Here is a 25,598-nt window from a genome sequence, read left to right as displayed (position 1 = left end):
TCTGGACTGGGTAGTTGTGATCCCAAAGTCACTGCGTGGAATCGACCTTGGTCAACACCATCGCTGCTTCGTTATACGGAAACAGGCGGTAGAACATCCCTGATGGCCCCGAAACGATCGCTGCGCCCTCGGCCTTACTCACAAGACGAGGATTGACCAGCTCGATACTACTGCCGCGCCTGTGCAATACCGCCTGTCCGCCGGCCAAAACATTCTTCACCCAGTCCGAATGCAGCCCGTACCCGATGAGGACGACGAAGCCGTCGGGGGTGGGAAAGACCAACAGCGGCGTTAGATAACGCGTGCCTGATTTGCGTCCGACATGTTCGAGCGTCCCTTGGTACGGAAGCCACGGCGTGATCGACCGAGCCGCTGGATTGGTGACTCGACGATTGAATTTGGCGACGGCCCGTGGCACCCGCATGGCTCCTAATCCTCAGCTAAGTTCGAATCATGATGTGCCAACTCATGCGGACGCGGGCACCAGTGCGCTGATGTCCTCGCCTTGAAGCAGCTTGATCGTCAGATTCAGGTCGAAGTAGTCGGTCCAGCGTGTGATCCTCCCGTCGCCATCGACGACGAAGGTCCCCATTACGGGGATGGCCGGCTTGCGTCCATCCGGAGTCTGGATGTAGTCCAGGCGTTCGGTGAGCACCACGGAACCGTCGCTGGCGAGGTTCACGATCTCGAAGGCGTAGGCGTCCGGGAACATAGCGAACTGGGCCGCCATGTTCTCCACGATGGCGTCCGGTCCGGTGAAGGCAGGCATTCCGACGTTCTGATAAACGGCCCCTTCGGCGAGCAGGGGACGTAACGCTTCGGCGTCTCGCTTCTCCATCAAAGCGCAGAAGTGGCGGACGATATCCGCTGGCGAAGACATAAAATGTATCCTTTCACTGCGAGTAGGTGGATCACCTGCGCGGGCTAAAAGATGATGCGGATCTGCCTCTCGACACATCAGTGCTCGTGGATGATCACCCCGCGAATGTTGCGGCCGGCGAGCATGTCGTCGTAGGCCTCATTGATGTCGTCGAGCTTGTACTCCGTGGTCACGGCTTCGTCGAGCAACAGCTTGCCGCTTCGATAGAGGCTGATCAGTCGAGGGATGTCGGCCCGCGGGTTGGCTTCGCCGTACAGGCTGCCCAGCAGGCGTTTCTGGAACAGCGTGAACAACGTCAGCGGCAGCGTCGGCGTCACGTCGGACATCGATGCCAGGGCGGTGGCCACCACGGCACCGCCCTTCCGCACCACGTTGAGCGCGTCGTTGATCATCGCGCCTTCGAGCACACCTGGCGTGAGGATGGCCGAGTCGGCCATGACCCCGCGCGTGATCTCACCGACTAACTGGGTTGCTTCCTCCATCGAGGTGGCAAAGTGCGTGGCCCCGAACTGAAACGCTTTGTCGCGCTTGTTCGGTTCGATATCCACCACGACGATATGCTCAGCTCCTGCCAGCCGCGCGCCCTGAATGGCACCGCAGCCGATCCCTCCGCAGCCGACCACGAGAACCACGTCGCCGGGACTGACGTTGGCGGTATTCACGGCCGAACCCCAGCCGGTGGTGATGCCGCAACCGAGAAGACATGCGCGCGACAGCGGCACATCGTCGTCGATCTTGACGACGGAAGCCTCCGACAACACACCCCACTGCGCGAAACTTCCAACGCCCGAGAGCGCCCCGATGCCCCGTCCTCTGGCTCGGCGCCGAAAGGTACCGTCGGCCTGGACCCCCGCCAGGATGATCGCCCCGTAATCACAGAGGTTCTGACGGCCCGTGGCGCACCAGCGGCAGCGGCCGCACGCCGGTAGGAACGACGTGACCACGTGGTCTCCCGCCGCCATATCGCGGACTCCCGGACCAACCTCCTGAACGACGCCCGCCCCTTCGTGCCCACCTATCAAGGGGAAACTCACCCCGAACATATCGCCGGTGCGGATGTGGTGGTCGGAGTGGCATAGACCGGTGGCTTCGAACTCGACGAGTAGCTCGCCTTCCTGTGGCGGATCGAGTTCGATCTCTTCCACCGACCACCTCTCGTTCGGCCCCCACAGAACTGCTCCCTTGGTCTTCATGGCGACTCCTCGAGGATATGTATGGCACGCTCCGGGCAGTTCGCGATTGCGTTGTGCGCCCGGTCTTCCCACCGGGACGGGATATCTTCCATGGTCACGACGGCGGTCCCTTCGTCGTCGATGTCGAACAATTCGGGATACGCCGCGTAACAACGGCTGTGGCCTTGGCACGTTTCCCTGTCGACATGAAGTTTCACGTTGTCTAGTCCAATCCGCCTGGGCTGGTCCCGATGACTCCTTTTTCTGTGAGCGCTGCAATCAATGCGGAGTCGAGGCCCAGTAGGTCGCCGAGGATGCTCGCGTTGTGCTGCCCTAAGGTCGGCGCTGCCGACCGATACCACGTCTCAACGCTGCGGTACCTGAAGGGAATCGCAGGCACGTGATGCCGTCCCACGATGGGATGGTCGAGGCTTTCGAAGAAGCCCCGTGCTGCCAGCTGAGGGTGCATCGAACCGACCCTGGCGTCTGCCAAATCTGCAGCCGGAATACCACGTTCAACGAGCAACTGTGCGGCGGCCGCGGAATCGTATTGGGCAGCCCATTGCTCGAGGTGCTTATCGATCACATCATGTGCCCGCACGCGCCCGTCATAAGTGTCCAACGCGGGGTCGTTTGCCCAATCCGGTTCGCGCAGAGCCGACTTGAGTAGGCGCCACTGCTCGTCCGTGGCGACCGAGATCGCCAGCCATCGTTCGGTTCCCGCGCACGGATAGAGCCCTTGTGGGGCAGCGTCACGGCTGCGGTTTCCCAATCGCGATATCAGGTTCCCGTAGGCGGTGAATTCGACAACCTGCTCGGCGGCGGCGTTGAGCGCGGACTCAACCATCGATACTTCGATGAAGCACCCTTGGCCGGTTTCGTCGCGTCGCCGAAGTCCGGCCAGCATGGCGAATGCGGAGTGCATTCCAGCCAGTGGGTCACACGGGCCTCTGGGGATTCGCGGCTGGTCGTACTCGTGACCGGTCACCCACGCCATTCCAGTCATCTGCTCCATCGTTTGCGCGAAACCCACGTTGTTGCGCCACGGTCCGTCGAGCCCGAAGGCAGGCATGCGGACCATCACGATTCGGGGGTTCCGCTCACTGACGGCCTCCCACGTGATGGCGAAATTGTCGAAGACGCGGGGCGAGAAGTTCTCGACCAGAATGTCCGAGCGTTCGACAAGCCCGAAAAGCAGCCCCCGCCCTTCGGGCGAAGACAGGTCGAGCGTGAGCCCTTGCTTGTTGGCGTTGGTCGCCAAGTACATCCCCGACCGCTCCCACCACTGAGACTGATTTGCAAACGCCGCGGCCGCCATCCGTGCGCCGTCGGGGTGGTCCGTCGACTCCAGGTGAATGACCTCAGCGCCGAGCGCGGCGAGAATGTGGGTGGAGCAGGGACCCGCCCACCACGCTGTCGCGTCGAGAATTCGTATGCCCTCCAGAGGAAGTCGTGGTGCACCGTCGGCTGTGGTCGTAATCCTGTTGTGGGCAGGTACTTTTGCCATTTCGCCGAGCGGGGGAGCGCCGGCGGTGGGGGAGGGGCGTCGGCCATTGATCCGGTACGGCGCCAACGGGTGGGTAAAGCTGCCGTCGGCATACCTGCCCCACACGCCGCGCGCCGCGAACTGAAGGTGGTCCAACACGGTCTGGCCATTGTTGACGGGTGAGACGGGGATCCGCAGATCGGAGGCCAACGCGACGATCTCGTCTGTGGAACGTTGCGCCGTCCATTCCCGCACAATCCGATTCCACTCCTCCCGGCGTTCCCATCGCGTCGTGGCGGCGGCCCAGGCTTGGTCCTCGTCGAGCAGATCCAGTCGGCCGATCATCGCCAGGAACGACTCGAATTGTTGGCGGGTATTGGTATTGAAGCCCACCCATCCGTCCGCCGTTGGTTCGATGGAAGGGATTTCAACCTGTCGCGCCGGCACGGCCAAACGGGGACGACCGGCCAACTCGTGGTAGAGGTCGGCGAATCCGCTGGCGCTGAGGTGACACGTCTCCAGCAATGAGCAGTCCACGATTTCGCCTGCGCCTCCGAGTTGAACTCGCCGCAATGCACCAAGCGCCGCGACGGCGGCGTAGCTGGCCATTACCCATTCGAAGACTCGGCCGCCGGCTTGAATGGGCGGTTGGTCCGGACGACCTCGCAACGCCAGGGTTCCGCTCTCGGCCTGGATCGTGAACTCCGTCGAGGGTCGGTCCCGGTACGGTCCGGTCAAGCCGTAAGGAGAGAGCGCCACGATCACCAGGTGTGGCGCTCGCTGTAGGAGGGCCTCGCGGTCGAGTGCTTCGGGGCCCAGAGAATCGACGAACACATCGGCGGAAACGATCTGGGGCTCCAGGTCGGCCAGCGAAGTGCCAACGACCGACCGCTTGCCGGCGTTTAAGAATTTGAACAGCGCGCCGGCTTCGTGTTGATCGCCAATCGTCCTGCGGCGGAACGGATCCCCGTCCGAATCCTCTATCTTGATGACCTCCGCTCCGAGGTCGGCGAACAACTTGGTGCAGTACGGGCCCGAAATTTCCGTCGCCCACTCGACGACACGAATCCCACGCAGAGCGATCATCGTGTGGCTTTCCGTGTCAATGTCTGCTGAAGTGCGTTACCCACCCCGATGAGTGCACACACGCCACTTCCTGTCCTCACGCTCGTGCCGGTCGAGCAGAGCGTTCTGCATCCGCATGGCTACGGCTTGGTTGGCAACGACGCTAGCGACGGGAAAGCTGACGTGTCAAGTGCGACTCGATAACCCTGGCCAGGGTTGAGTCGTTGGGGCTTTCAGTCGGCCGCACGCACCTTGGGGGACCGTTGGACCCGCCCGCTGCGTTTGGCGGGCGGCTTCGTAGTCGACGTGCTTACCCCTTTGGCGAGGATTTGCGAACCCAGTTCGATCTGCGCGCGGATGTCTGACTCGGCCGTACCAAACCAGCGTGGTCCGAGGCTCGTCGTGAAAATGATGAAATTGGCCAGCAGCTCGGCGAACAGGTCGGCGTCGACGTCGGCCCGGATCTGCCCCGCGGCCTGATAGTGGCGAACGCCTTCGGCAATCACGGCCGTACGGCGTGCGTGATTGGGTTGCAGCACCCGCAGCGAGAAGTCGGGATCTGACAACGCCCGACCGGAGATGTCCCAGCCGGGAACGCCGCTGTCCCGGTCATCGATCCTTAATCTCGCAAAGAAAAGCCGCTCGATATAGTCCTCGAAGCGCGTAGGCAGATCCGCCACGACTTGCTCTTCTGCCTCACTGACCAGGTCCGCGATCTGTCGAGAAACGACTTGCTCGAAGATGCCTCGCTTGTCTACGAAGTAGTGGAACAGCATCGCCTCGGAGCAGCCCGCACGACGGGCGATCTCCTTCGTCGCGGCGGCCGCGTATCCCGCTTCGGCAAACACTTCAGCGGCTGCTTCAAGGAGGGCTCGTTGTTTGCCGTCCTTGTCGCGAACTCGCCGCCGCGCGCCTGTGGTCATCACACATACTTTAGCGAGCAGCCGTCGGCTGAGGGGACGCCTGCACGCGTGCCGCCCGTTCGCGCCCTGCGCGGGCGCGTCGATCCTAAGTGCTTTCAGGTAGTTATCGAGTGCGACTTGACTCCGCGGGGCCGACGATTTACTGTGCTGCCAAAGCGAATTTCGGCGTGTGCGAGAAATCTGAGGGCCGGCGCAGATGGCACGTGGACGGCGGCACGATTGCGGCGTGCCTGGAATGTGGTCGGCCTCTCGATGGTGGCTGTCTGGCCGGGCTGACCGCTGGCGGTGTCTCGAGGTCGGCGGGGGCGGAAAGGACTACCTATGGTGAGCAAATCACCGGAGGAACACGCCCGGAACCTCGACCTTCGTCACGAGGATTTCAACGATCAAGAATTCCTCTACGAGGTCTACTCGGTGATGCAGGAGAACGGACCGTTCAGTCACCAGGACGTGCCATTCCTGGGCCCCACGCCGGGGGGCGCGTGGATCGCCACCCGCTACGACGACTGCTACGAGATTTTGCGGAACTGGCGCAGCTTCTCCAGCAAGCCCCTGGGACTCGAGGGCAACCCGATGTCGTTCGGCGACATCGTGATCACCTTGGATCCCCCACGGCAGCAACAGCTTCGCAAAGTTCTCAATCCGTATTTCTCTCCGGGCCGAATGAAGGAGCTGGAACCTCAGGTGCGTGCGGTCACCGATGGGTTGATCGACAATTTCATCGAGCTGGGCAGCGGCGATCTCGCAGACGTTGCATGGCAGCAACCTGGAATCGTGTTCTTCCGGTACGTACTCGGCATGCCCGTTGAGGACGTGCCGCTCTACATCGAGACAGCCGACCTCGCGATCAATGGTGAGAGCGAAGAGATCCGAAACGGTTCGATGACGAATCTCTACCTCCGCGTACGCGAGGAGATCGACAAGCGTCGTGGTGAACCGCCGCGTGATGACCTGATCGACGTTCTACTAGCCGCCGAGATCGACGGCGAGAAATTGAGCTTCGACGACGTTGTCGCGAATGTGATGCTGCTGGTGCAAGCGGGGCTCGAAACGACCTCTAGTGCAATGTCGTTCGCCTTCTTCTATCTGGGCACCCATTCCGCGGATCGCGACCGACTCGTACGCGAAGCCGGGTTGATGCCCGTGGCGATAGAGGAATTCATCCGGTTCGCCGGTTCGGTCCACGGACTGCATCGCTCAGTCGCAGAAGAGGTTGAACTAAGCGACCACAAGTTCTGTCCCGGAGAGACGGTCGTCGTGAACTATGCGGCCGCCAACCGCGACGCGCGCGAGTTCGACGAGCCGAACAAATGCATTCTCGACCGGCAGACAAATCGTCACCTCGGGTTCGGAGCCGGCGTCCATCGCTGTCTGGGCTCCAATCTCGCCCGGCTCGAGTTTCGGGTGGGCGTCGAGCAGACCCTGAATCGGATACCCGACTACGCCATCCCCCCTGGGGCAAAAGTTGATTTTCACGGGAACTCGGTCACCCGGGGCTACCGCGCCCTGCCCGTCGTCTTCACGCCGGGTGCCGGCATCAGCCGGTGAGAGGCGGCAGGCGACCGCCGATATCGTCTCGCAGCCAACGTAATAGCGAAATCAAGGAGGAACTTGTGGACAAGCAAGATCTTCAATGGATGATCTCCGTCGATGACCACATCATCGAGCCACCGAATCTATGGGTCGACCGCGCATCGGCCGCCGACCGCGATCGAGTGCCACACGTCGAGCGCATCGACGGCGTCGATACGTGGGTCTACGAGCAAGCGCGCGCGTCGGTGCTGGGCATCTTGGTCGCGGCTCACCAAAGGCCGGCCGAGTATTCCCCGCTTCCAGTGAATTATGACGATATGCCCCGCGCATACTTCGACCCGGTGGCCCGCATCCCTGACATGGACGAGGATCATGTGATCGCGGGACTGAACTTTCCGTTCTTCCCAAGGTTCTGTGGTCAGATGTTCGCCCACCTCGGTGACCGCGATCTGGGTCTCAAGTGCGTGCGGGCGTACAACGACTTCGTCATAGATGAGTGGTGCGCGGCGGCGCCCGGTCGCTACATCCCCATGGTCATCGTTCCGTTGTGGGATACCCGTTTGGCCGTCGAGGAGACGCTACGGTGCGCCGGCAAGGGTGCCAAAGCCATTGCCTTCTCGGAGAACCTGCACCCGTTGGGATTTCCGTCCATCCACTCGGGGGCATGGGACGACTTCTTCGCGGCGGTGAACGAGACGAAGATGCCGCTGTGCACGCACATCGGCTCGTCGTCGGTTAGCCCGACCACATCCCCTGACGCACCTTTCGGGGTTCAGGCGGTCAACATCAACCTCAATCTCGCGAACTCAACCACGGATTGGTTGTTCTCGGGCAAGCTTCAGAAGTACCCCGACCTGAAGATCGTGCTGGCCGAGGGCGGCATCGGCTGGATCCCCTACCTCATCGAGCGTGCAGAACATGTCGCCACCGACTACCAGTACCTGCGCGCCAACAACTGGGCGGTCGATCCGGCCACGATGCGCTTGACCCCGGTGCCCACCGACCCCGAGATTTTTCCGGAGTCACCGCGCCAGCTTTTCCGCGACCACATGTATGGCTGCTTCATTGAGGATGACTTCGGGGCGGCTAACCTCGACTCCATCGGCGTCGACAATGTGATGATTGAAACGGATTATCCGCACACCGACAGCCTGTGGCCCAACTCCCTTCAGGCCGCTCATAAGGCACTCGACGGCCGGTCCGACCTCGACAAGTACAAAGTGCTGCAGGGTAATGCTCGCCGGGTCTTCGACTTTGAGCCCGCCGCGTATCCGACCCTGGCGTAGCAATTTTCTCACTGGCTGAGGGATTGTTTGATGCGTGAGTACCAGAGCTTCATCGATGGTAAGTGGTTGAGCGACAACGCCCTCGGCACCATCGAGGTCATCGATCCGTCCAATGAAGAGTTGATCGGCCGAGTCGTCGACGGTGGACCAAAGCAGGCGGCAATGGCGATCGAGGCTGCCCGGCGAGCGTTCGACGAAGGTCCGTGGCCGTGGATGTCCGTCCGGGAGCGGGCGAAGATCATCAAGCGATTCGCTGAGATCCTCGACGAGCGCAAAGCGGAGCTTCGGGAGCTAGTCGTCGCCGAGATCGGCTCGACCGGCTTCATCACGGACCTGATTCAGGTTGGCGGCGCGATCGAGGCGGCCCACTATTACGGCGAGTTCGTCGAACACGATGTGAAGTGGGTGGAGACACCGGGCGGGCCCATAGTTTCACCGACTGGCCTGGGCGGCGTGACGGTCGTTCGCGAACCGGTCGGGGTGGTCGGCGTCATCACGCCCTTCAACTTTCCTTTTTCGATCAACATTCAAAAGTGCCTGGCGGCCTTGGCCGTCGGCTGCACTGTGGTGCTCAAGCCTCACCCGTGGACCCCGATGAACGCCCTGGAGTTGGCCAAGGTCAGCGAGGAAGCCGGCCTTCCGCCCGGTGTGTTCAATGTGGTTGTGGGCGGTGCGGAAGTGGGAGAGGAGCTGTGTACCCACAAAGGCGTTGACATGATTGGGTTCACCGGTTCGACGGCGATCGGTCGGCGCATTCGTGAACTATCGGCGGCAACGATGAAACGCGCACAGCTGGAGCTGGGCGGCAAGAGCGCGCATATCGTCCTCGACGATGTCACCGAAAGCGACGTTGCGGGAACAGGATTCGGGCAGGTGCTGATGCATGCCGGACAGGCATGCACCGTCACGTCTCGACTTCTGTTGCCCGAGCACCTGCTCGACGCCTATGTCGAGGGCCTCAAAGCCATGGCTCCAATGATCACGGTCGGGGATCCGCGCGATCCCACGACCGTTGTTGGTCCGCTGATCAGGGATCAGCAGCGTCGGCGAGTCGAATCCTTCGTTCAGGCGGGCCTACAAGACGGCGCGCGGCTGGTGGTCGGCGGCAAACGTCCCGAACACCTCGTCCTGACATAAGCGCATGTCGCTGCGGCAGTCGACAAATGCCGTCGGTTCGTAGTAGAAGCCGCGTTGGAGGTGTTCGGGCCTGTGCTGTCGGTGATGACCTATCGCTCCGAAGACGAAGCCATCCGCATCGCGAACGACTCCATCTACGGTTTGGCAGGTCTGGTAATGACCCGCAACGCCGCGAAGGGATTCAACGTCGCGAGGCAGGTCAGAACCGGCACCATCATGGTGCAGACTGTCGCACCCGGTGTCGATCTAGGAGCCAATCCGGGGGGAGGGCAGGGCCCCGGCTGGTCTCTACCGGCGCGTGGCATGTTCAACGGCGGGGGGCCGTTCGGCGGCTTCAAGCAAAGTGGACTCGGCCGAGAGCAGGGTCGCTGGGGCTTCGAGGAATACACCGAGCTGAAATCAATCACCATGCTGTAGTCGCACCGCGCTTGTTGAAGACGCGCCGCGCCGCGTTGCATCCGGAATCCGAGAAGGAAAGGTCGCTTATGGAACTTCTCAAAGATGTCCGGGTCCTCGAGGTGTCACTCTTCTCCGCGGATGCACTGGGCGGGCATCTGGCTGACCTCGGCGCAGAGGTGATCAAGGTGGAGCCGCCTGGCGGCGGTGGTTTCCGCGGTTCGGCGGTTTCCGGTGGCGAGCTGCAGGACTCTCACTGGAACCGCGGCAAGAAGAGTGTGGCAATAAACCTGAAAACGACTGACGGTCAAGATGCGTTTCGTCGCCTGGCCGCGAGATCGGCCGTGGTGATCGACGGACTTCGTTACGGAACCGCGCACCGGCTGGGCTTCAGCTACGACGACATCGTCGCAGTCAACCCGACAGTTGTTTATTGCGTGCTCAACGGCATGGGCAGCTATGGGCCGTACACCCGATTACCCACACACGGGCTGTCCTTCGACTGTTTCGCGGGGTTGAGTCCGCCGATCATCGCGGCGGACGGAACCCCACGTCTTTCGGGAGCGGCGACAGGCACAACCGGTGTTCTGGCGGGACCGCTGTACGCAGCGATGGGTGTACTCGCCGGGCTGCACGCTGCGGGGCGAGACTGCAGGGCGCAGTACATCGAAGTAGCGCAAGTTGATGCCGCGATCAACTGGAACTTTCAACACCTCTCGGCGCTGGCCAACGGTCAACCGGCCTACGGGGGCGAGGGAATCCGCGCTTCGCTTAGATACCAGTACTACGAAACGCGCGATGGCAACTATGTGGTGTTCAATGCCCTCGAGGACAAGTTCTGGCTGAGGTTCTGCGAGTCACTCGACAGGATGGATCTATACGAACCGGGCCGCCAGAAGCCGGGAGAGGATGTTGAGGCAGAGGCTTGGCTGCGCAACGAGTTGACGGCGATCTTCAAGGCCCGCACTCGCCGGGAATGGACCGACTTCTTTGTCGCGACCGATATCGCCGGTGCGCCGGCGTTTTTGGGCGCCGATCTGTTCGACGACGACCACACGAAGGCTCGCCGACTTGTCTACGAGCAAGCACAGCCTGACGGGACCGCGAAGAGGATGGTGGGCACGTGCATAAAGACCAATCCCGACGACGGATTCGCACCGCCAGGAGCGCCGCACGTCGGGCAGCATACGGAAGAGGTGCTCACCCGCCTGGCCGGCTACGACACGGCCGAAATTGAGCAGCTACGTTCGACGGCCACGATCTGAACATTTTCGTGCCCAACCGAAGTTAAAACTGCAGGGGTTCGCGTATTAGCGGCTTGCCTCTAGCTAACATCCGCTTAGCCCGGCTCACCCCGGCGACCAGGGGCGATTTGTAGCCGTACTCAGGGCGTACTGTAACCGTACCGGCAACGGCCAGATTCATTGTCTCACACGCGATTTGATGCGTCGAAGCTAAACGGTGTCTCCTGGTCTTCGACGAATTGGCTAGGGACTCATAATCCGTTGGTCGCGGGTTCGAGCCCCGCTCGCCCCACCGGCCAAATGTATTTAGCGTCCGATCGATCGGTTGCTTAACTAGGGAAGTCTGTTCTATGGTGACTGCTATGTCGCCTAGAGCGTCTGCTGTGGAGGCCGCACGCACTCGTGATCGCATCCTGACTCGTAGCGTGGCGATCGCCTCGGTCGAGGGACTCGATGGACTGACCCTCGGTCGGCTGGCCGCCGACCTGAACATGAGCAAGGCCGGTGTGATCGGCCATTTCGGCGCGAAGGAAACGCTGCAGATCGCCACCTTGGATAAAGGCTACGAGGTGTTCGAGGCCATCGCTTTCGAGCCGGCCGGGCATGTGGACCAAGGTCTACCGCGCGTGCTGGCGCTCTGCGAGGGCTGGATTCGGTATCTGCTGAATGAAGGAGAATCCTTCCCGGGCGGTTGCCTGTTCACCACCGCAGCGGTCGAATTCGATGCTCGCGGCGGACCGGTGCGCGCGGCGGTGGCCGAGCTGTTTGGACGATGGCAGGACAAGCTGTCACACGCCATTGGCGAGGCCCGCGACGCTGGGCACCTGCCCCCGAGCACTGATGTCGCGCAGGTGGTTTTCGAGTTGATCGGTACGTTCACGGCGATGAACCTCGCCGTGCAGCTGTTCGCCGACAAGAGAGCTGCGATGCGCGCGCGCCGCGCCGTCGCACGCATACTCGGCCTGGCTGACCCGGGCACCGGGCGGCTACCACGGCTCGCTAAGACTAACCGCGGCACGAAGACCTGACCGCAACTACCCACTCCTGTCGCTTTTCTGCTCGATTCGCTCTGTCTACGAAGGGGTTTTGCCATGCCCAAATCTGATGAGTTCGACCACATCGTGGTCGGCGCCGGCAGTGCGGGCTGCGTGCTAGCCAATCGGCTCAGCGCTGACGCGTCGACCCGGGTGCTACTGCTGGAGGCCGGCGGCGAGGACTCCCCGCCCGAGGTGCATATTCCGGCCTTGTTCGGCACGCTGTTCGGCACCGAGATGGACTGGGCGTACCGGTCGGTGAAGCAGTCCGGAACGGGCACCAGCGTCTGCATACCGCGGGGGCGTGTGCTCGGTGGCTGCTCCTCGATGAACGCGATGGTCTACATCCGCGGTAACCGGCTGGACTACGACGGTTGGGACGCCGACTACGGAGCCGCGGGCTGGCGCTACGACGAGGTGCTGCCATATTTTGTCCGCGCCGAACACAACGCGCGGCTACACGGACCGCTGCACGGCGTGGATGGCCCACTGCATGTGCAGGACCCGGTTTATCTGCACGACCTCAACCTGAAGTGGATGGAGTCCGCGACGGCCTGGGGGCTACCGAGAACCGACGACTTCAATGGGGTGCAGCAGATCGGTGTCGGCCCGTTTCAACTCACCCAGGCGCAGGGCAGGCGTTGCTCGGCGGCGGATGCCTACCTGCGCCCGGCGCTGGAGCGGGAGAATCTGACCGTCCGGACGCGCGCCCTGGTTCACCGCATCCTGCTCAATGGCGAGCGCGCGGTCGGTGTGGTCTATGACCACGATGGTGCACGGCGTGTGGCGCACGCGGCGGGGGAGGTGCTGCTCAGCGCCGGGGCCATCAACTCGCCTCAACTGCTGATGCTTTCGGGCATCGGCCCGGCCCAACATCTGCGTGCGCAGGACATCGATGTAGCGGCGGATCTGCCCGGAGTTGGCGCCAATCTGCACGATCACCCGACACTGCCCATGATCTGGAGTACCCGCGATGCCACCGATATGCTGGCCCTCGCCCTTAATCCCAAGGCCATGGCACAATTCCAGGCCGGTGAGCCCGGGCCGCTGAACTCGGCGCTGTGCGATGTCGGTGCATTCTGCAGCACGACGGGCGATACGGTAACGCCCAATATCGAAATCCATGTGGCACCAATGGCCTTCGCTGACGGTCTGGTGCCGCCCTCAACTCCGTCGTTTACCGGGACGGTGTCGCTGCTCGATCCGGTGAGCAGAGGCACGGTGCGGTTGCGCTCTGCCAACGCCTCAGATACCCCGTTGATCGACCTCGGACTGTTTCGGGAACCCGGAGACTTCGAGGCCGTGCTCGCAGGCGCCGAGGCGTTCATGGACATGAGCACCTCCGGTCCGCTCGCATCACACTTGGGCGCCCTGTTCTTTCCGACGCGCTGCACTGACGGCGCCGAGTTCACACAGGCCGCCCGCGCCCGCACCCAGACGATGTATCACCCGGTAGGCACGTGTGCGATGGGTAGCGGTGAGTTTTCCGTGGTAGACCCTCAACTACGTGTGCGCGGTGTCGAAGGTCTGCGAGTGGTCGACGCCTCGGTAATGCCTGTCGTGCCGCGTGGCAATACCAACGCTCCTACGATCATGCTCGCCGAGAAAGCTGCTGACCTGATCAACGGCGAGGCGAACGTCTGTAGCGTCCACCTTTCCTAGATGGGCAAGTCCCTGAGTATCTTTGCAGCCAGCCTGCTCGTCGCGGTCTGAACCAACGGCCGTGTCGGACGTAGGTTCCTCGAAGTCCCGACGCCATCGAAGCCGACTACACACTCGACGGGCCAAATGTATTGCTTCGGGTGATGCTTGTCGTTTCGCCTTCGGGTGATTGGAGGGCGGACCATCAGACCGTTGGGGCCGCTCATCCCCACCAGAACGACGTGGCGATCGCCACATAAAGCGCGATGAGCACTGCTCCCTCGAACCAGGTCGACTCGCCGTCGAAAGTGACCAGCACCGCGACCAGCGCCGACATAATCATCGACGCCAACAGCAGCGGCGAGAACACCAGATCGAAACCGGGCTGGCCGAGCCATACCGCCGCCAGGCAGACGATCGGGGCGATGGTGAGCGCGATCTGGACGGGCGACTGGAGGACCACCTGAACCGCGTAGTCCATCTGGTTCTTGGCAGCCAGCTGAATGCCGACGAAATTCTCCACCGCGTTGCCGGCGATGGCCACGATCACCAGGCCGGCGAAAACCTCGTTGATCCCTGCTGCATGCATCGCTGGCTCGAGGGCGGCGACGAACCATTCCGACACGAAGGCCGCACCTATACCGGCGCCGGCCAGCATGCCGATGGACATCGCCAGCGGCCACTCGCCGTGAGCTGTCGCGGCACTGGCGGCTTCGGCCGATTCGGGGCTGGCCACAATGGGAGAGGTCGCTCTGGAGGGGCTATGACCGGCTTGCAGCGCCGAGTCGGGGGTCCGGTTTCCGAGTGTGGCGGGCAGCGAGAGTGCGAACAGCGTGAGCATGACGATGGAGACGACGACCGACACCGCCCGTTCGTGCTGTTGCGCCGGGGTGTGTATTGCAGCGGTGAGCGAGGGGACGGCCAGGATGAACACCGCGAGGGTGAACATCAGTCCGAGGGTGCGTCCGTCGTCGGCGGCGAAGCGCTGGCGGCCGTGCTTGATCCCGCCGGCCACGAATGCGAGCCCGAGCACGAGCAGCGCGTTGGAGAGAATCGAGCCGACGATGGTGGCCTTCACCACGCCGTAAAGGCCTGCCTTGAGTGCGAACAGGATGACGAACAACTCGGGCAGGTTTCCCAGCGCCGTCTGCAATATCCCAGTGGCGTTGGGCCCGAGCCGGTCTCCGAGCGCCTCCACCGAACGGCCGACCAGAGATGCCAGTGTGGCCAACGCGAGTGCGGAGATGGTGAACGCCAGCACTGCATTCGCGTGGGTGAAGTTGAGAACCCCTGTCGCCATGGACGCGATCACGGTAATGGTGATGATGATGCGGTCGCGCCGGGTCAGCAGCGGGAGCCGTTCGGTATGGGTGGTCGTCACGCGCCTCTCCCTCTGATCGCGCTGAAGTTTTCCACAACCGAACGGTTCGCGCGGGAAACACGCTGGTCCCGCTGCGGTGACCTCGCCTTACTGCCGAGTCCGGAGGCAATGGCGGGACGCAGCCGTAAGCCTGATCTGCGCCGTCACGCTCATGCTGATAGGCGCCATCAACCTCTGGGTTAAGGGCTAGCCAGCGGACCCAGAGACGTACCGCAAGAAAGCGTTGATGTCGCCGTGCAGCAGCGCATCGCCGAGAGCGATTCGTGACATCGACAATCGACTGCTCTCGGCGACCCCATTGGCTCAACTTCTTCGTTGTAGTGCCCAAACTCACTGCGTGGAATTGACTTTGGTCAACACCACCGGCGAATACATTCTTCAACCAGTCCGAGTTCAGCCCGTACCCGATGAGAACGACGAAGCCGGCCCTTGGCACCCCGCATCGATCCCCCTCGTTCACAACCAAGCCCGAATATAACCAGTATCCGTTGGAACGCTACGGGCCGAAGCAAATTTTATGCAGGTGTCGAAGTGATTGGGGACCAGCATGCTTACGTTGACGCGTAACGCGTACGGGATTGGGCTGCCCAGCAGCGCCGGAGCAGGTTCCCGGCCGTCGCGGTTACCCAGATACCTTATGAGATAGCGTAATTAATGCGTATTAACCCTCGCGCCGACGGTACCGGTGGATATACGGCCGGGCGCGATGCCACTATCTGGCGCTGACCACTGAAGTGATCGCTGACCACCTGCGCGGTGATCACCGAACGGCATGATTGCGCAGGATATTGCTTGATGGAAGATGCAGTGGCACTACGTGGCTGGGGACGTCGACCTCGTCCGCGTGGTTACGAGAACCTTCCTGCGGATGCCGGGCACCAGTTTTAACGACCCGGCCCGCCGACAGGTCAGCTCCTATGAAGCCAGCCGCGGGGCAAGGGGACAACGTCAATCAACGTGCCACTGTTGCTTGGCGGATCAGTACAGGCGATCCAACTGACCCTGGGAAATCCTTGAAACCAGCCATGGCCTGCGCGGTCTGCGGGGTCAAGGGCGCGATATCCCCTCTCTGCCGCGTAGGATCCCTATATGCGAAGGGCTTTCGTCGTTACATTCGCGGTTGGGTTGATTGTCGCAGTGTTCGGACTGATCTGGGCGCTCCAGGGATTTGGAGTGCTTGGCGGAAGCCCGATGAGCAACACCACGACCTGGTCCATCATTGGCCCGATCACGGTGCTGATCGGCATCGTGATTGCGCTATTCAGTTGGCGGAGACTCTCGTCAAAATAGCGCTTCACCTCTACGCCACGGTGAAGTCCACCGTGTGCCAGCCGGTGGCGCCGTCGGGGACGGCACCAACCCGATCTGCCGTCTGAGTAGCGCCGGTGTTGTCGGTCGCGCGCACGGTGATGCTGTGTCTCCCGGGGCTTTTCGCCTGCCAGGGAAAGCTCCACAATCGCCACGTCTCGTTGGAATAACTGGCCCCCTGTTGCGCGGGTTGCCACCCGCCATTGTCGATGAGGACCTCCACGGCCCGCACCCCACGATTCTGGGCCCACGCGACACCGCCGAACATCACGGGCCCGATCGGCACCCTCTGGCCACTTTTCGGCACGTCGATCCGCGACTCCGTCTTGATGGGTGCGCGCGGTGCCCAGCCCTGCCGCGTCCAATACGCCGCCGCTCTGTCGAAGCGGGTCAGCTCCATCTCGACGACCCACTTGGTGGCCGACACGTACCCGTAGAGCCCGGGTACCACCAGCCGGGCCGGGTAGCCATGCTCGATCGGCAGCGGCTGACCGTTGAGGCCGACGGCCAGAAGCGCGTCGCGGCCATCGGTGAGCGCCTGCACCGGCGTGCCGGCGGTGAACCCGTCGATCGACGTCGAGAGGACCATATCGGCATCCGCGTGCACGCCCGCCGCCGCCAACAGATCGGCCACCCGGTAGCCTGTCCAGATACCCGTCGAAATCAATTTGCCCCCAACGGGATTCGACACGCAGGTTAACGTCGTCACCGTTTCGACCAGGTCAAAGTGGGCGAGGTCGTCGAAGCTGTAGGTGGCTTCGTGGTCCACCATGCCGTGGATGCGCAACCGCCAGTCGCCGTGGCTGAGTTGGGGAACACTGAGTGCGGTGTCCACCCGGTAAAAGTCGGCGCCGGCGGTGACAAAGCTCGGTAGCGCAACGCCGTTCGGTTGCACATCAGCAGGTATTGGTGGCGCCGATGTGCGCGGTCGGGGAAGTGTGAAGCTGTTGCGGTCAGCGGCCACCGAATGCACCAACCGCGTGATGACCGCACCCGCCACGCCACTCACTACTCCGAATCCGAGCAATCCCAACATGATCAACCTGCGCCGGCCGGCATCCGGCTGGTCGTGGTCGGCCCCGTCCCCCTGGTCTCCCAGGGCGGGCCAAAACCGACGGGTGAGCACGCGAAGGGTCGCCACGCCGCAGGCGGCGCCCGCGACGGTGGGGATGGTGTCGAGTGCTGTCGCACCCTGCCGCGACAGCACCGCAAGGCATCCGAGGACGCCCGCCCCGCCGACCATGGCGCTACCGAGCGGGCGACGCTGAGTCTCGAGGGTCCCAGCAATCGCAGCGATCGTAGCGATCACCACAAGCACAACGACAGCCACGAAGAGTTTGTCCAGCGAGCCCAGGGTCTGAATGGCCCACTCTTTGATGGGACCCGGTGTCAGGTCGACGGCCACTGAGCCGATCGCAGCACGCGCATCGGCTCGCGCACCGAACGGGACGCCCACCAGCTGGGCTATTCCGAGCGAGACGGTCGCGGCGGCGACCCCAGCGATCATCCGCTCATTGGACGGGGCGACGACCATCGAACTACTGTACTCGCGTTCCCGTCAACAACCGCAAACGTCTTGCCGTGCAGGCGAACCGGCGACTTCGGCATGCTGCCCGACGACCGGGGGCACTGTACGGACGATCTAGCCTGACCCTGCGCTGGGGGCCACAGCCGTGACCTCGATCGGAGGTCCCAGCACGTCTGCAGTGATCGGCCCATACTGGAGGGATCTCGACGTTTCGTCGGCTGTAAGTCGCCCGGACTCGCCGAGAAGCACTGACAGGTCTTGCCGGGTGGAAGTGGACATAATGATCATCCTTTACGCATTGGCCGCAGCGTTCGGCCTTGGTGTGCTCTGGCTGGGCACAAACGTTCGGGTCGTCAAGCAATTCGAACAAGGCGTCGTCTTTCGTTTCGGACGTGCCCAAACCGGGGTCCGTGGACCGGGGCTCACGATGCTGATTCCAATCGCCGATCGCCTCAAGAAGGTGAACATGCAGATCATTACGATGCCGGTGCCCGCCCAGGATGGCATCACCCGCGACAACGTGACCGTGCGTGTGGATGCTGTCATCTATTTCAAGGTTGCGGATCCGGTGCGTGTGGTTGTCAACGTACAGGACTACGTGTCCGCTATTGGCCAGGTCGCGCAGACGTCGCTGCGTTCAATCATCGGCAAAAGCGACCTGGACGACCTACTCTGCAACCGCGAGGGTCTCAATCAGGGCCTGGAGTTGATGATCGACAGCCCCGCGGTGGGCTGGGGTATTCACATCGACCGCGTGGAAATCAAGGATGTAGTACTGCCGGATTCGATGAAGCGGTCGATCGCGCGCCAAGCCGAGGCGGAGCGTGAGCGGCGCGCTCGGGTTATCACCGCTGACGGTGAACTACAGGCATCTGAAAAACTGGCCCAAGCGGCGGAGACGATGGCCGTGCACCCGGCTGCGCTTCAGTTGCGGCTCTTAGAAACCGTGGTCGAAGTCGCCGCGGAGAAGAACTCGACCCTGGTGCTTCCCTTCCCCGTCGAACTGCTCCGGTTTTTGGAACGAGCAACACCGCAAGCATCCGGGGGTCGGAACGACGAAGCCGCTATGCTCTCCACCGGAGCGGCGGCCGCGAAGACCGAGATGTCGAAGCTGGACTAACCACAGATCCCCGAAGACGCCAGCGGTTTGGAAGTCGACACACGCATCGCGGGTCGGTTTTCCGACTGAAGCGGGTAACCGTTGGGAACGGCCGAACCCGGGTGAGCTGGCCATGTTGGCCGACACACCTGACTCTCGTCGAATTACTCTTGGCCCAGCAAATCTCACGGAGCCGCTGTGTGGGTTGTGGCGGCGTGGCGGGCCCGCGCGGCAGTGCGTCGTGCGGCCTCCGTATGCTCAGCGGCGGTGACGACCACCGCGTCAGACCCGGGGTACACCGTCGCCTCGTGCCCGGTCACCAGCCAACGCACCACGTATGGCGGCGAGCCGTCTTGCGAGCGAACCTCGATGATCTCAGCATGTTGATCATGCCGTTCCGTGGTTGTGCCCTTTACCACGAGGTAGTCGCCGACATTTGCCTTCATCGCCCGCCCCCTTCTCGTCCTGGTGAGACTGCGGACCCCTCCATCGTGCGCGCGTTCGTCACTTAACGGAAGCGTGAGTAACTACCACAGCTTTCCGGCGACGAAGTCCGCGCTTGTAGGTCGGCGCGTAGCCCCACGCCCGTGGCTGAATTCCGACGCGGCAGCAGCGCGAAGCTCGCGCTCGGTTTCGCCACACTGTTTAAAATTTGGGCGTGGCAGCGCGCGCCGTCCTGGTACCCCGCTGTCGGGGCCGCTGGCTAGATTCGGGATTGCAGGGGCGAGCGCCCTTGTTCTCCGGGCTGGCGGTTATGCGGCGCACGCCGGGAACCCGGAAGTGCCGACTAGTTATATGTTCAAACAACTTGCCCACGACACCCAGGTTTTCTTGGCCTGTCCCCACGTCCTTAATTCATAGCGCTAATTGGCGTGGCGAAAGGCTGAGTGACCGAGTATTGGGACGCGGCCCGCGTGACCCTGTTGTCCAAGCGCCATAGGGCGTAGCGTTCTGCGGATCGTGAAGAGGTGATTTCCATGAATAAATTCATTAGCGTCATCGCGGCCTGTGTTGGCGCCTCACTATTGGCGGCAGGCATCGCGCTTCCCAGCGCGGCCGCGGACCCAACCGACGCCTCAGACCCCAACCCGGCGGTGGCTGACCAACCGCCCGGAGTTCAACCCGACAACCCCTTGTTCCAGTCGATTGTTGAGGGGCAGGATACTGGTCTGCCCGCAGGGGTCCCAGGTTTGGACGTCATAGGGCAGCCCTAACGGGGTTCGGCCGCCGCGGTCATCGTTAGCCGTACTCAAGTCGGCGTTTATCACCGCACGCCGTAACTGAGCCGCCGTGATCGTCGACCCGGCAGCGCTTGACTCGCCGGTATCGTCGTTCACCGTAACGTCGTCGTCAACGCGGTCGGGCAGGTCAAAGTCGCGACGAGCGAGTACCAGTGCTTCAGCAGCGACAGCGTATTGCTCAGAAGCCACAGGTCCATTCGGTCACGTTGTGGTGCGGCCACCGGGATCGGCAATTCACCTCCACGCCCGAGGGCGGCCAAGACGGTGGGCGGCAGCGTTTTCAAAACGCAGTTTGTCATTCAGGCCGAGCTGCGTCGGGCGATAAGACGGCCGCCGCCACCTCCCAACGCCGAGCCGTGAAACCCATAGAAAGAAGGGATTTCTCTGCCAAGCTGGGCGGATGACCTCGCGACTGTCGCCTCTTGTACTCCTGCATGGCGGGTCCTGGTCTGGCGATCAATGGCGGGACATTGCGCCGCTGCTATCCGCCCACCACGACGTCTACACACCGTCAGCCCTCGGTCATCGCGGAGGGCCAGCTGTGCGGCGGCGACCCGTCACGATTTGGGACGTGATCGATGAGTCCGAACGCTACCTCGACCAACGCGGATTAGATCGGCCGCATTTAGCGGGCCATTCGATGGGTGGATTCGTGGCGCTCGAATTGGCGCGTCGTGGCCGGGCGGCATCCGTCTGCGCATTTTCACCGGGTGGATTGTGGTCAGACGATCTACGGGCTCAGGTCACGAAGAGGCTGCGACGGCGGTTCGCGGTAGGCCGCTTGATGCGCCCCATCACCCGACATCTATTGAAATCGCCGGGGGTGCGCCGACGTTCATTGACCGATTTGACGCTGCACGGAGATCGACTCAGCTACGAGCGAGCCATCGAAATCGGCGAAGTGTCCCTCGCATGCACCATCACTGGCGACATTTTCGACAAGGCCGACGAGCAGGTCGCACCGATGGACCCCCTGCCGTGCCCAATCACCATCGCCTGGGCCGAAAAAGACAGGATTCTTCCACTCGAGCTGTGCGAACCCATCGCCCGCGACCGCCTACCCCGCGCGACCTTCACCATCCTGCCGGGCCTCGGTCACACTCCGACGGTCGATGATCCCGAGCTGGTCGCGAGCACCATCCTCGCCGTCACCTGCGCCCCAAAGGCGTAGCCATCGACGTAACAGCTGACCCTAGTGACGCGGCAAGTATCGAGGGGGAGCAGCTGACCCCGGAGTAGCAGAGCGTTCCGCTTAGCGGTGGCCGCAAGGCCGTAGCACCCGCGACATCAACTTTGAGACCGCACCCGCTCTCCGGCCGGGGCCATCCGGCGACATTCGAGACGTGGCAGTCTTGGCAGTGTGACCGACCTCGTGGAGGACTTCGAGGCTCAGCGGCCGCGCCTGTTCTGGCTGGCCTACCGACTGCTGGGGTCGGCGAGCGAAGCCGAAGACACAGTGCAGGATGCATACCTGCGACTACACGGCGCAGACTCAGCGCTCATCGAATCGCTGCCCGCGTGGCTTACCAAAGCCGTCACGAACCTGTGCCTCAACCGGCTCACGTCGGCCCGCGCTCGACGGGAGGTCTACCCCGGGCCGTGGCTTCCGGAGCCAGTCCTCACCGACGACCGGACGCTCGGCCCGCAGGAGACCGCCGAGCAACGCGAGTCGGTGTCTATCGCGTTGCTGAGCTTGATGGAGCAACTCAAGCCCAACGAGCGGGCGGTGTTCGTGCTCAGAGAGGCGTTCGCGTACCGCCATTCAGAAGTTGCCGAGATCCTCGAGATGTCGGAAGCCAACGTCCGGCAACTGTACCGGCGAGCGAGGCAGCGACTGAGTGAACGCCGTCAGCCGGTGCACCGACCGGATCGGGCACAGTGGCGGTCCCTGGTCGATCGCTTCTTCACCGCCGCCACCGCCGGTGACGTGGCCGGACTCGTCGAAATCCTGGCCGCTGATGTGACCTCCACGGCCGACGGCGGCGGCAAGGTGGCGGCCGCCCGGCGCGTGGTCTCGGGCCGCGACCGGATGGCCCAGTACGTGGCGCGGGTGTTCACCCGAAACCTGGCGCAGATACAGCTGCGCCTCGATTCCGTCGAGGTCAACGGCGAGCCGGCGATGCTGGCATTCGACGGCAACAGATTGGCCGGCGTCTTGTGCTTCGAGATCACGGGCGAGCGGATAGCGGCCGTGCGGATCCTGGCCAATCCCGACAAACTGCGGTTTCTCGCTGAGCAGCTGTCACATCCTGCGGGCCTGTCCGGTTCATAGGGTATGACGAACTCTGTACTCGTAACCGGCGGCACGGGAACCGTGGGCCGCGTCGTTGTCGATCACCTGACGGCGGCGGGGAACGAGGTCCGCGTTCTTAGTCGCGGGCGGCGCCCCCGGCAGTCCACCGACGTTCGGCACGTCGTGGGGGACGTGCAGATCGGTGCTGGGCTCGACGCGGCCCTGGACGGCGTCGACACGATCGTGCACTGCGTGTATCCCACCGAGCAGCTGGTCGCGGCGGCGAAACGGGCGGGCTCACCGCATCTGGTTTATGTCTCGATCGTCGGAATCGACCGCATCCCATTCGCCTTCTACCGCACGATGCTCGCCAACGAACGCACGATCGCCGAGTCGGGCCTGCCGTGGACCGTGCTGCGGGCGACCCAGTTTCACGACCTGATCGCCTTCCTATTGCGCGTGCTCGCCAAGCCGCCGGTCATCGCACTGCCGTCGGGCCTGCGGTTCCAACCGGTCGACGTTCGCGACGTGGGCGAACGGTTGGCCCGGTTGGCACTGGGCGAGCCGATCGGGCGGGCACCGGATTTTGGCGGCCCGCAGGCGCGTGCGCTCGACGACCTTGCCCGCAGCTACCTGTCGATCGTCGGTAAACGCCGAGCCATCGCCCCGATCCGTTTGCCCGGCAAGGTGTTTGACGGGATACGGGCCGGCGGGCTACTAGCCCCGGAACACGCCACCGGCACGATCACGTTCGAGCAATACCTCAATGAACAGCACACCGCAGGTGAACGGCCGTACCGCGGCGCCATCCGCGCCTACCTGCCCCGGTCGCATCGCCGACGCAGGGGGTCGCGGTGAACGCCCGGCTGATCGTGCTTCGGGCCGGGGTCTGGTTTTTCGCATTCGTACAGATCGCGGTCGGGCTCGTCGCGACGCTGGCCCCTCGGGCTTTCTACGACTACGTGCCCTGGGTGGACCTCATCCCGCCGTTCTCCGAACATCTCATGCGTGACTACGGCGCCATGAATCTCTCACTCGCGCTCGTATTCGTTGTCGCCGCAGCCACATTGGAGCACCGCATGGTGCGGATTGCGCTGGGTGCGTACCTGCTGTTCGCCATCCCACACCTGATCTTTCATCTCACACACCTGGAGCACTTCACGACCGGGGCCGCGGTCTGGCAGACGATTGTGCTCACGGTCGCCGTGCTGCTGCCAAGTAGCCTTTTGATCCTCACGGCCTGGCGGCCACGGCCTTGAGTGGATCGCCTTCTTTGTCGGGCTATTCGAGGGGTATGCGATGGTCCAGTTCTTCCGCCACGGCAAGCGGTTCACCAATACCCAACTCTCCTTCATCATGGGCGGAATGATCGTGGAGGTCACGCTGCCGGCCGTGTAATTCGTGGATTACGCACGCGATGGCATCGCCATCGTGCTCGTCCTCTATCCACGGATGACGTCGCCGCCGATCCACAAGCGACACGCTTGATCGGGGTGGCACACCGAAGCAGAACGACGCACCTCGCTGTCGCAAAGTGTCCCAACGAAGTTGAGGCTCGTCTGGTTCGCATCGAGTAGGTCAGAGGGACACCACAATTGGCCAGGTTCCGTGCCTTCACTGGTCGGCGTCGCCCAAGCCGAACAGGTATCTGTCGGCGATCGCGTGCTCGTTCCGGATCGACATTTCCTGAGCGGTGTTAAGCCATAGCCCGTCGAAGCCCGCCGAATGCATGCCGGCGTGGATGGCTCCGATGTTCTTCAAGTCCTGCGACGGCAACTCGCCCCAGGCGTCGTGATCCTGCCATCGCTCGAACACTTGCCACTGTGTTTGCGGAACCTCTCCGGGCGCGAAATGCTCCAACGAGAACATTTCGAACGTGCACCGATTCGGATCTTCGGCATCGGGCAGCATGCGGTATCCGAGCAGGCACGATTTTTCGACCAGGATGACCATCGTGGGAAACACATGCCAGTCGCCGTTGCCCGCGAAATACTGCTCCATCGACATCTGCGGAAAGTCGACGCCTTCCGCGCGTGCGAGTTCCTCACACAGCTGGTGATAGAGCACGAACGGCGGGACGTCACTGGGGTCCTGGGTCGCCAGTTTTTGCGCGGCACGGTAGTCGCGTTCGGTGACCAGCGAGCCGACCTCTAAATATTGGTATTGCATCGAATTTGCGAATACTTCCGGTCGCGCCGCCAGTTCCTGACGAGCGCTGTCGCGGCTGGCGTGTTCGGGACGCTGGGTGTACACGAACCGGGAGTGGTTTTTGTATGTGATTGTTGGCGTGTACGGAGCGTAGACGTACTCCTGCGGCGCGGCGGGCGTCGCCGATGGCCGCGGGCCCTCTGCAGATCGCATCGTTTGCGGGTGGGTGCCAGGAGTGTGGTAGCCCTCGATGAATGCGTCGACAACCGTCTTCCAGTTGGCGGGCAAAACGGTACGCTTGCGCCAGCGGTAGCGCATGTCCTGCAAGCGGAATGGCGCCAGCGCGGTCGGCAGCGGGTCCAGCCATTCGAACAGATCCGGCGGGCTTTTCGACATGCTGATGAACACCCAACCGCCCCAAGTGTCAACGGCGACGGGGCTTAGGCCCCATTTCTCCCGTGGGCGGGAGGCGAATTCGTCACGGCAAGGAACGAACGATGACCGTCCGTCTAAGCCATAACGCCAGCCGTGAAAACCACAGCGCAACTCCTTGTCCTGCGAACATCCGCTGCCTTGCACAATTTTCATCCCACGGTGCGCACAAGCGTTGTGAAACGCCTTGATCCCGCCGTCCTTCTGGCGCACCACGGCGATAGATTGCCGCCCGATCGTGTACTCGTAATAACAACCGGGGGAGGGGATTTCCTCTTCGCGACACGCAGGCTGCCAAACCTGGGTGAACAATCGATCCAACTCGAGCTGCAGGAACTCCGCATCAACATACCTGCTCTTCGGCACGAACGTCTCACCGCAGGCGTACTTTTTGGGCACCCGCTCGGTGGCAAGCTCGGTCATGATCACCC

Annotated in this window: 24 protein-coding genes; 13 read left to right on the top strand and 11 right to left on the bottom strand. The window is 62.8% G+C overall.

Annotated elements, in window-relative coordinates; translation table 11 throughout:
* Positions 1 to 28: 28 nt before the first annotated feature.
* The 6 genes from A5686_RS03690 to A5686_RS03665 form a co-directional block, all read right to left on the bottom strand.
* Positions 29 to 424 (bottom strand): nitroreductase family deazaflavin-dependent oxidoreductase, encoded by a 396-nt coding sequence (locus A5686_RS03690; RefSeq protein WP_067931206.1) that lies wholly within the window; start codon positions 422 to 424, stop codon positions 29 to 31.
* A 42-nt stretch (positions 425 to 466) separates the two neighbouring features.
* Entirely contained in the window at positions 467 to 880 is a 414-nt protein-coding gene (locus tag A5686_RS03685; RefSeq protein ID WP_067931203.1) for a limonene-1,2-epoxide hydrolase family protein, read from the bottom strand.
* A 77-nt stretch (positions 881 to 957) separates the two neighbouring features.
* Positions 958 to 2,073 (bottom strand): NDMA-dependent alcohol dehydrogenase, encoded by a 1,116-nt coding sequence (locus A5686_RS03680; protein WP_067931200.1) that lies wholly within the window; start codon positions 2,071 to 2,073, stop codon positions 958 to 960.
* Positions 2,070 to 2,270 carry a ferredoxin gene (locus A5686_RS03675; RefSeq protein WP_067931198.1) on the bottom strand — a complete coding sequence of 67 codons (201 nt, stop codon included), beginning with the start codon at positions 2,268 to 2,270 and terminating at the stop codon, positions 2,070 to 2,072. The genes A5686_RS03680 and A5686_RS03675 overlap by 4 nt, the downstream gene beginning before the upstream one ends.
* Positions 2,271 to 2,275: 5 nt before the next feature.
* Complete coding sequence (locus A5686_RS03670) at positions 2,276 to 4,624, bottom strand: CaiB/BaiF CoA-transferase family protein (protein ID WP_067931195.1); 2,349 nt, start codon at positions 4,622 to 4,624, stop codon at positions 2,276 to 2,278.
* A gap of 212 nt (positions 4,625 to 4,836) precedes the next feature.
* Positions 4,837 to 5,526 carry a TetR/AcrR family transcriptional regulator gene (locus A5686_RS03665; RefSeq protein ID WP_067931191.1) on the bottom strand — a complete coding sequence of 230 codons (690 nt, stop codon included), beginning with the start codon at positions 5,524 to 5,526 and terminating at the stop codon, positions 4,837 to 4,839.
* 321 nt (positions 5,527 to 5,847) lie between these two features.
* On the opposite strand from A5686_RS03665, the gene A5686_RS03660 reads away from it, so the two are divergent.
* The 3 genes from A5686_RS03660 to A5686_RS03650 all read left to right on the top strand — a co-directional run bounded on the left by A5686_RS03660 (position 5,848) and on the right by A5686_RS03650 (position 9,482).
* Positions 5,848 to 7,074, top strand: a complete 1,227-nt coding sequence (locus A5686_RS03660) for a cytochrome P450 (protein ID WP_197520464.1) — start codon at positions 5,848 to 5,850, stop codon at positions 7,072 to 7,074.
* 65 nt (positions 7,075 to 7,139) lie between these two features.
* A complete protein-coding gene (locus A5686_RS03655; protein WP_082947464.1) occupies positions 7,140 to 8,345 on the top strand; it encodes an amidohydrolase family protein in 1,206 nt (401 codons plus the stop codon).
* A gap of 30 nt (positions 8,346 to 8,375) precedes the next feature.
* Entirely contained in the window at positions 8,376 to 9,482 is a 1,107-nt protein-coding gene (locus A5686_RS03650) for an aldehyde dehydrogenase family protein (RefSeq protein ID WP_231986277.1), read from the top strand.
* Here the strand turns inward: A5686_RS03650 and A5686_RS27775 are convergent.
* The gene (locus A5686_RS27775) at positions 9,420 to 9,575 is read right to left on the bottom strand and encodes an aldehyde dehydrogenase family protein (RefSeq protein ID WP_231986281.1); all 156 of its coding nucleotides are present in this window, start codon (positions 9,573 to 9,575) and stop codon (positions 9,420 to 9,422) included. The two genes, A5686_RS03650 and A5686_RS27775, sit on opposite strands and share 63 nt — an antisense overlap.
* Here A5686_RS27775 and A5686_RS28315 point away from each other — a divergent pair.
* From A5686_RS28315 to A5686_RS03635, 4 genes are all read left to right on the top strand, one after another.
* On the top strand, positions 9,555 to 9,899 hold the full coding sequence (locus A5686_RS28315; RefSeq protein ID WP_231986276.1) for an aldehyde dehydrogenase family protein: 345 nt from the start codon (positions 9,555 to 9,557) through the stop codon (positions 9,897 to 9,899). The two genes, A5686_RS27775 and A5686_RS28315, sit on opposite strands and share 21 nt — an antisense overlap.
* A gap of 68 nt (positions 9,900 to 9,967) precedes the next feature.
* Positions 9,968 to 11,143 (top strand): CaiB/BaiF CoA-transferase family protein, encoded by a 1,176-nt coding sequence (locus tag A5686_RS03645; RefSeq protein WP_067931188.1) that lies wholly within the window; start codon positions 9,968 to 9,970, stop codon positions 11,141 to 11,143.
* Between the two features lie 341 nt (positions 11,144 to 11,484).
* Positions 11,485 to 12,150: a TetR/AcrR family transcriptional regulator gene (locus tag A5686_RS03640; protein ID WP_082947471.1), complete on the top strand. Its 666-nt coding sequence runs from the start codon at positions 11,485 to 11,487 to the stop codon at positions 12,148 to 12,150.
* Positions 12,151 to 12,213: 63 nt separating this feature from the next.
* Positions 12,214 to 13,818 (top strand): GMC family oxidoreductase, encoded by a 1,605-nt coding sequence (locus tag A5686_RS03635; RefSeq protein WP_067931180.1) that lies wholly within the window; start codon positions 12,214 to 12,216, stop codon positions 13,816 to 13,818.
* Positions 13,819 to 14,020: 202 nt separating this feature from the next.
* Here the strand turns inward: A5686_RS03635 and cax are convergent, their stop codons facing one another.
* Positions 14,021 to 15,178 carry a calcium/proton exchanger gene (gene cax / locus A5686_RS03630; protein WP_067931178.1) on the bottom strand — a complete coding sequence of 386 codons (1,158 nt, stop codon included), beginning with the start codon at positions 15,176 to 15,178 and terminating at the stop codon, positions 14,021 to 14,023.
* Positions 15,179 to 16,267: 1,089 nt separating this feature from the next.
* Between cax and A5686_RS27765 the strand changes: the two genes are divergently transcribed.
* Complete coding sequence (locus tag A5686_RS27765) at positions 16,268 to 16,468, top strand: hypothetical protein (RefSeq protein ID WP_067931175.1); 201 nt, start codon at positions 16,268 to 16,270, stop codon at positions 16,466 to 16,468.
* Between the two features lie 10 nt (positions 16,469 to 16,478).
* Here the strand turns inward: A5686_RS27765 and A5686_RS03620 are convergent, their stop codons facing one another.
* The gene (locus A5686_RS03620; protein ID WP_067931172.1) at positions 16,479 to 18,020 is read right to left on the bottom strand and encodes a molybdopterin-dependent oxidoreductase; all 1,542 of its coding nucleotides are present in this window, start codon (positions 18,018 to 18,020) and stop codon (positions 16,479 to 16,481) included.
* A 274-nt stretch (positions 18,021 to 18,294) separates the two neighbouring features.
* Between A5686_RS03620 and A5686_RS03615 the strand changes: the two genes are divergently transcribed.
* Positions 18,295 to 19,134 carry an SPFH domain-containing protein gene (locus A5686_RS03615; protein WP_067931169.1) on the top strand — a complete coding sequence of 280 codons (840 nt, stop codon included), beginning with the start codon at positions 18,295 to 18,297 and terminating at the stop codon, positions 19,132 to 19,134.
* A 164-nt stretch (positions 19,135 to 19,298) separates the two neighbouring features.
* Here A5686_RS03615 and A5686_RS03610 read toward each other — a convergent pair whose 3' ends face one another.
* Positions 19,299 to 19,559, bottom strand: a complete 261-nt coding sequence (locus A5686_RS03610) for a DUF1918 domain-containing protein (RefSeq protein WP_067931166.1) — start codon at positions 19,557 to 19,559, stop codon at positions 19,299 to 19,301.
* Positions 19,560 to 20,754: 1,195 nt separating this feature from the next.
* Between A5686_RS03610 and A5686_RS03595 the strand changes: the two genes are divergently transcribed.
* From A5686_RS03595 to A5686_RS03580, 4 genes are all read left to right on the top strand, one after another.
* The gene (locus A5686_RS03595; RefSeq protein ID WP_067931156.1) at positions 20,755 to 21,525 is read left to right on the top strand and encodes an alpha/beta fold hydrolase; all 771 of its coding nucleotides are present in this window, start codon (positions 20,755 to 20,757) and stop codon (positions 21,523 to 21,525) included.
* Positions 21,526 to 21,714: 189 nt separating this feature from the next.
* The gene (locus A5686_RS03590) at positions 21,715 to 22,626 is read left to right on the top strand and encodes an RNA polymerase sigma-70 factor (RefSeq protein ID WP_067931153.1); all 912 of its coding nucleotides are present in this window, start codon (positions 21,715 to 21,717) and stop codon (positions 22,624 to 22,626) included.
* 3 nt (positions 22,627 to 22,629) lie between these two features.
* Positions 22,630 to 23,445, top strand: a complete 816-nt coding sequence (locus tag A5686_RS03585) for an SDR family oxidoreductase (RefSeq protein WP_067931150.1) — start codon at positions 22,630 to 22,632, stop codon at positions 23,443 to 23,445.
* Entirely contained in the window at positions 23,442 to 23,846 is a 405-nt protein-coding gene (locus tag A5686_RS03580) for a hypothetical protein (protein WP_231986275.1), read from the top strand. Before A5686_RS03585 ends, A5686_RS03580 begins: the two co-directional genes overlap by 4 nt.
* A gap of 355 nt (positions 23,847 to 24,201) precedes the next feature.
* Here A5686_RS03580 and A5686_RS03575 read toward each other — a convergent pair whose 3' ends face one another.
* Entirely contained in the window at positions 24,202 to 25,590 is a 1,389-nt protein-coding gene (locus A5686_RS03575) for an SRPBCC family protein (RefSeq protein ID WP_067931279.1), read from the bottom strand.
* Positions 25,591 to 25,598 lie beyond the last annotated feature (8 nt).

Source organism: Mycobacterium sp. E2479 (genome assembly GCF_001667925.1).
Taxonomy (GTDB): Bacteria; Actinomycetota; Actinomycetes; order Mycobacteriales; family Mycobacteriaceae; genus Mycobacterium.
Note: the sequence above shows the minus strand (reverse complement) of the source record. Positions and strands in the feature narration are given on the sequence as shown.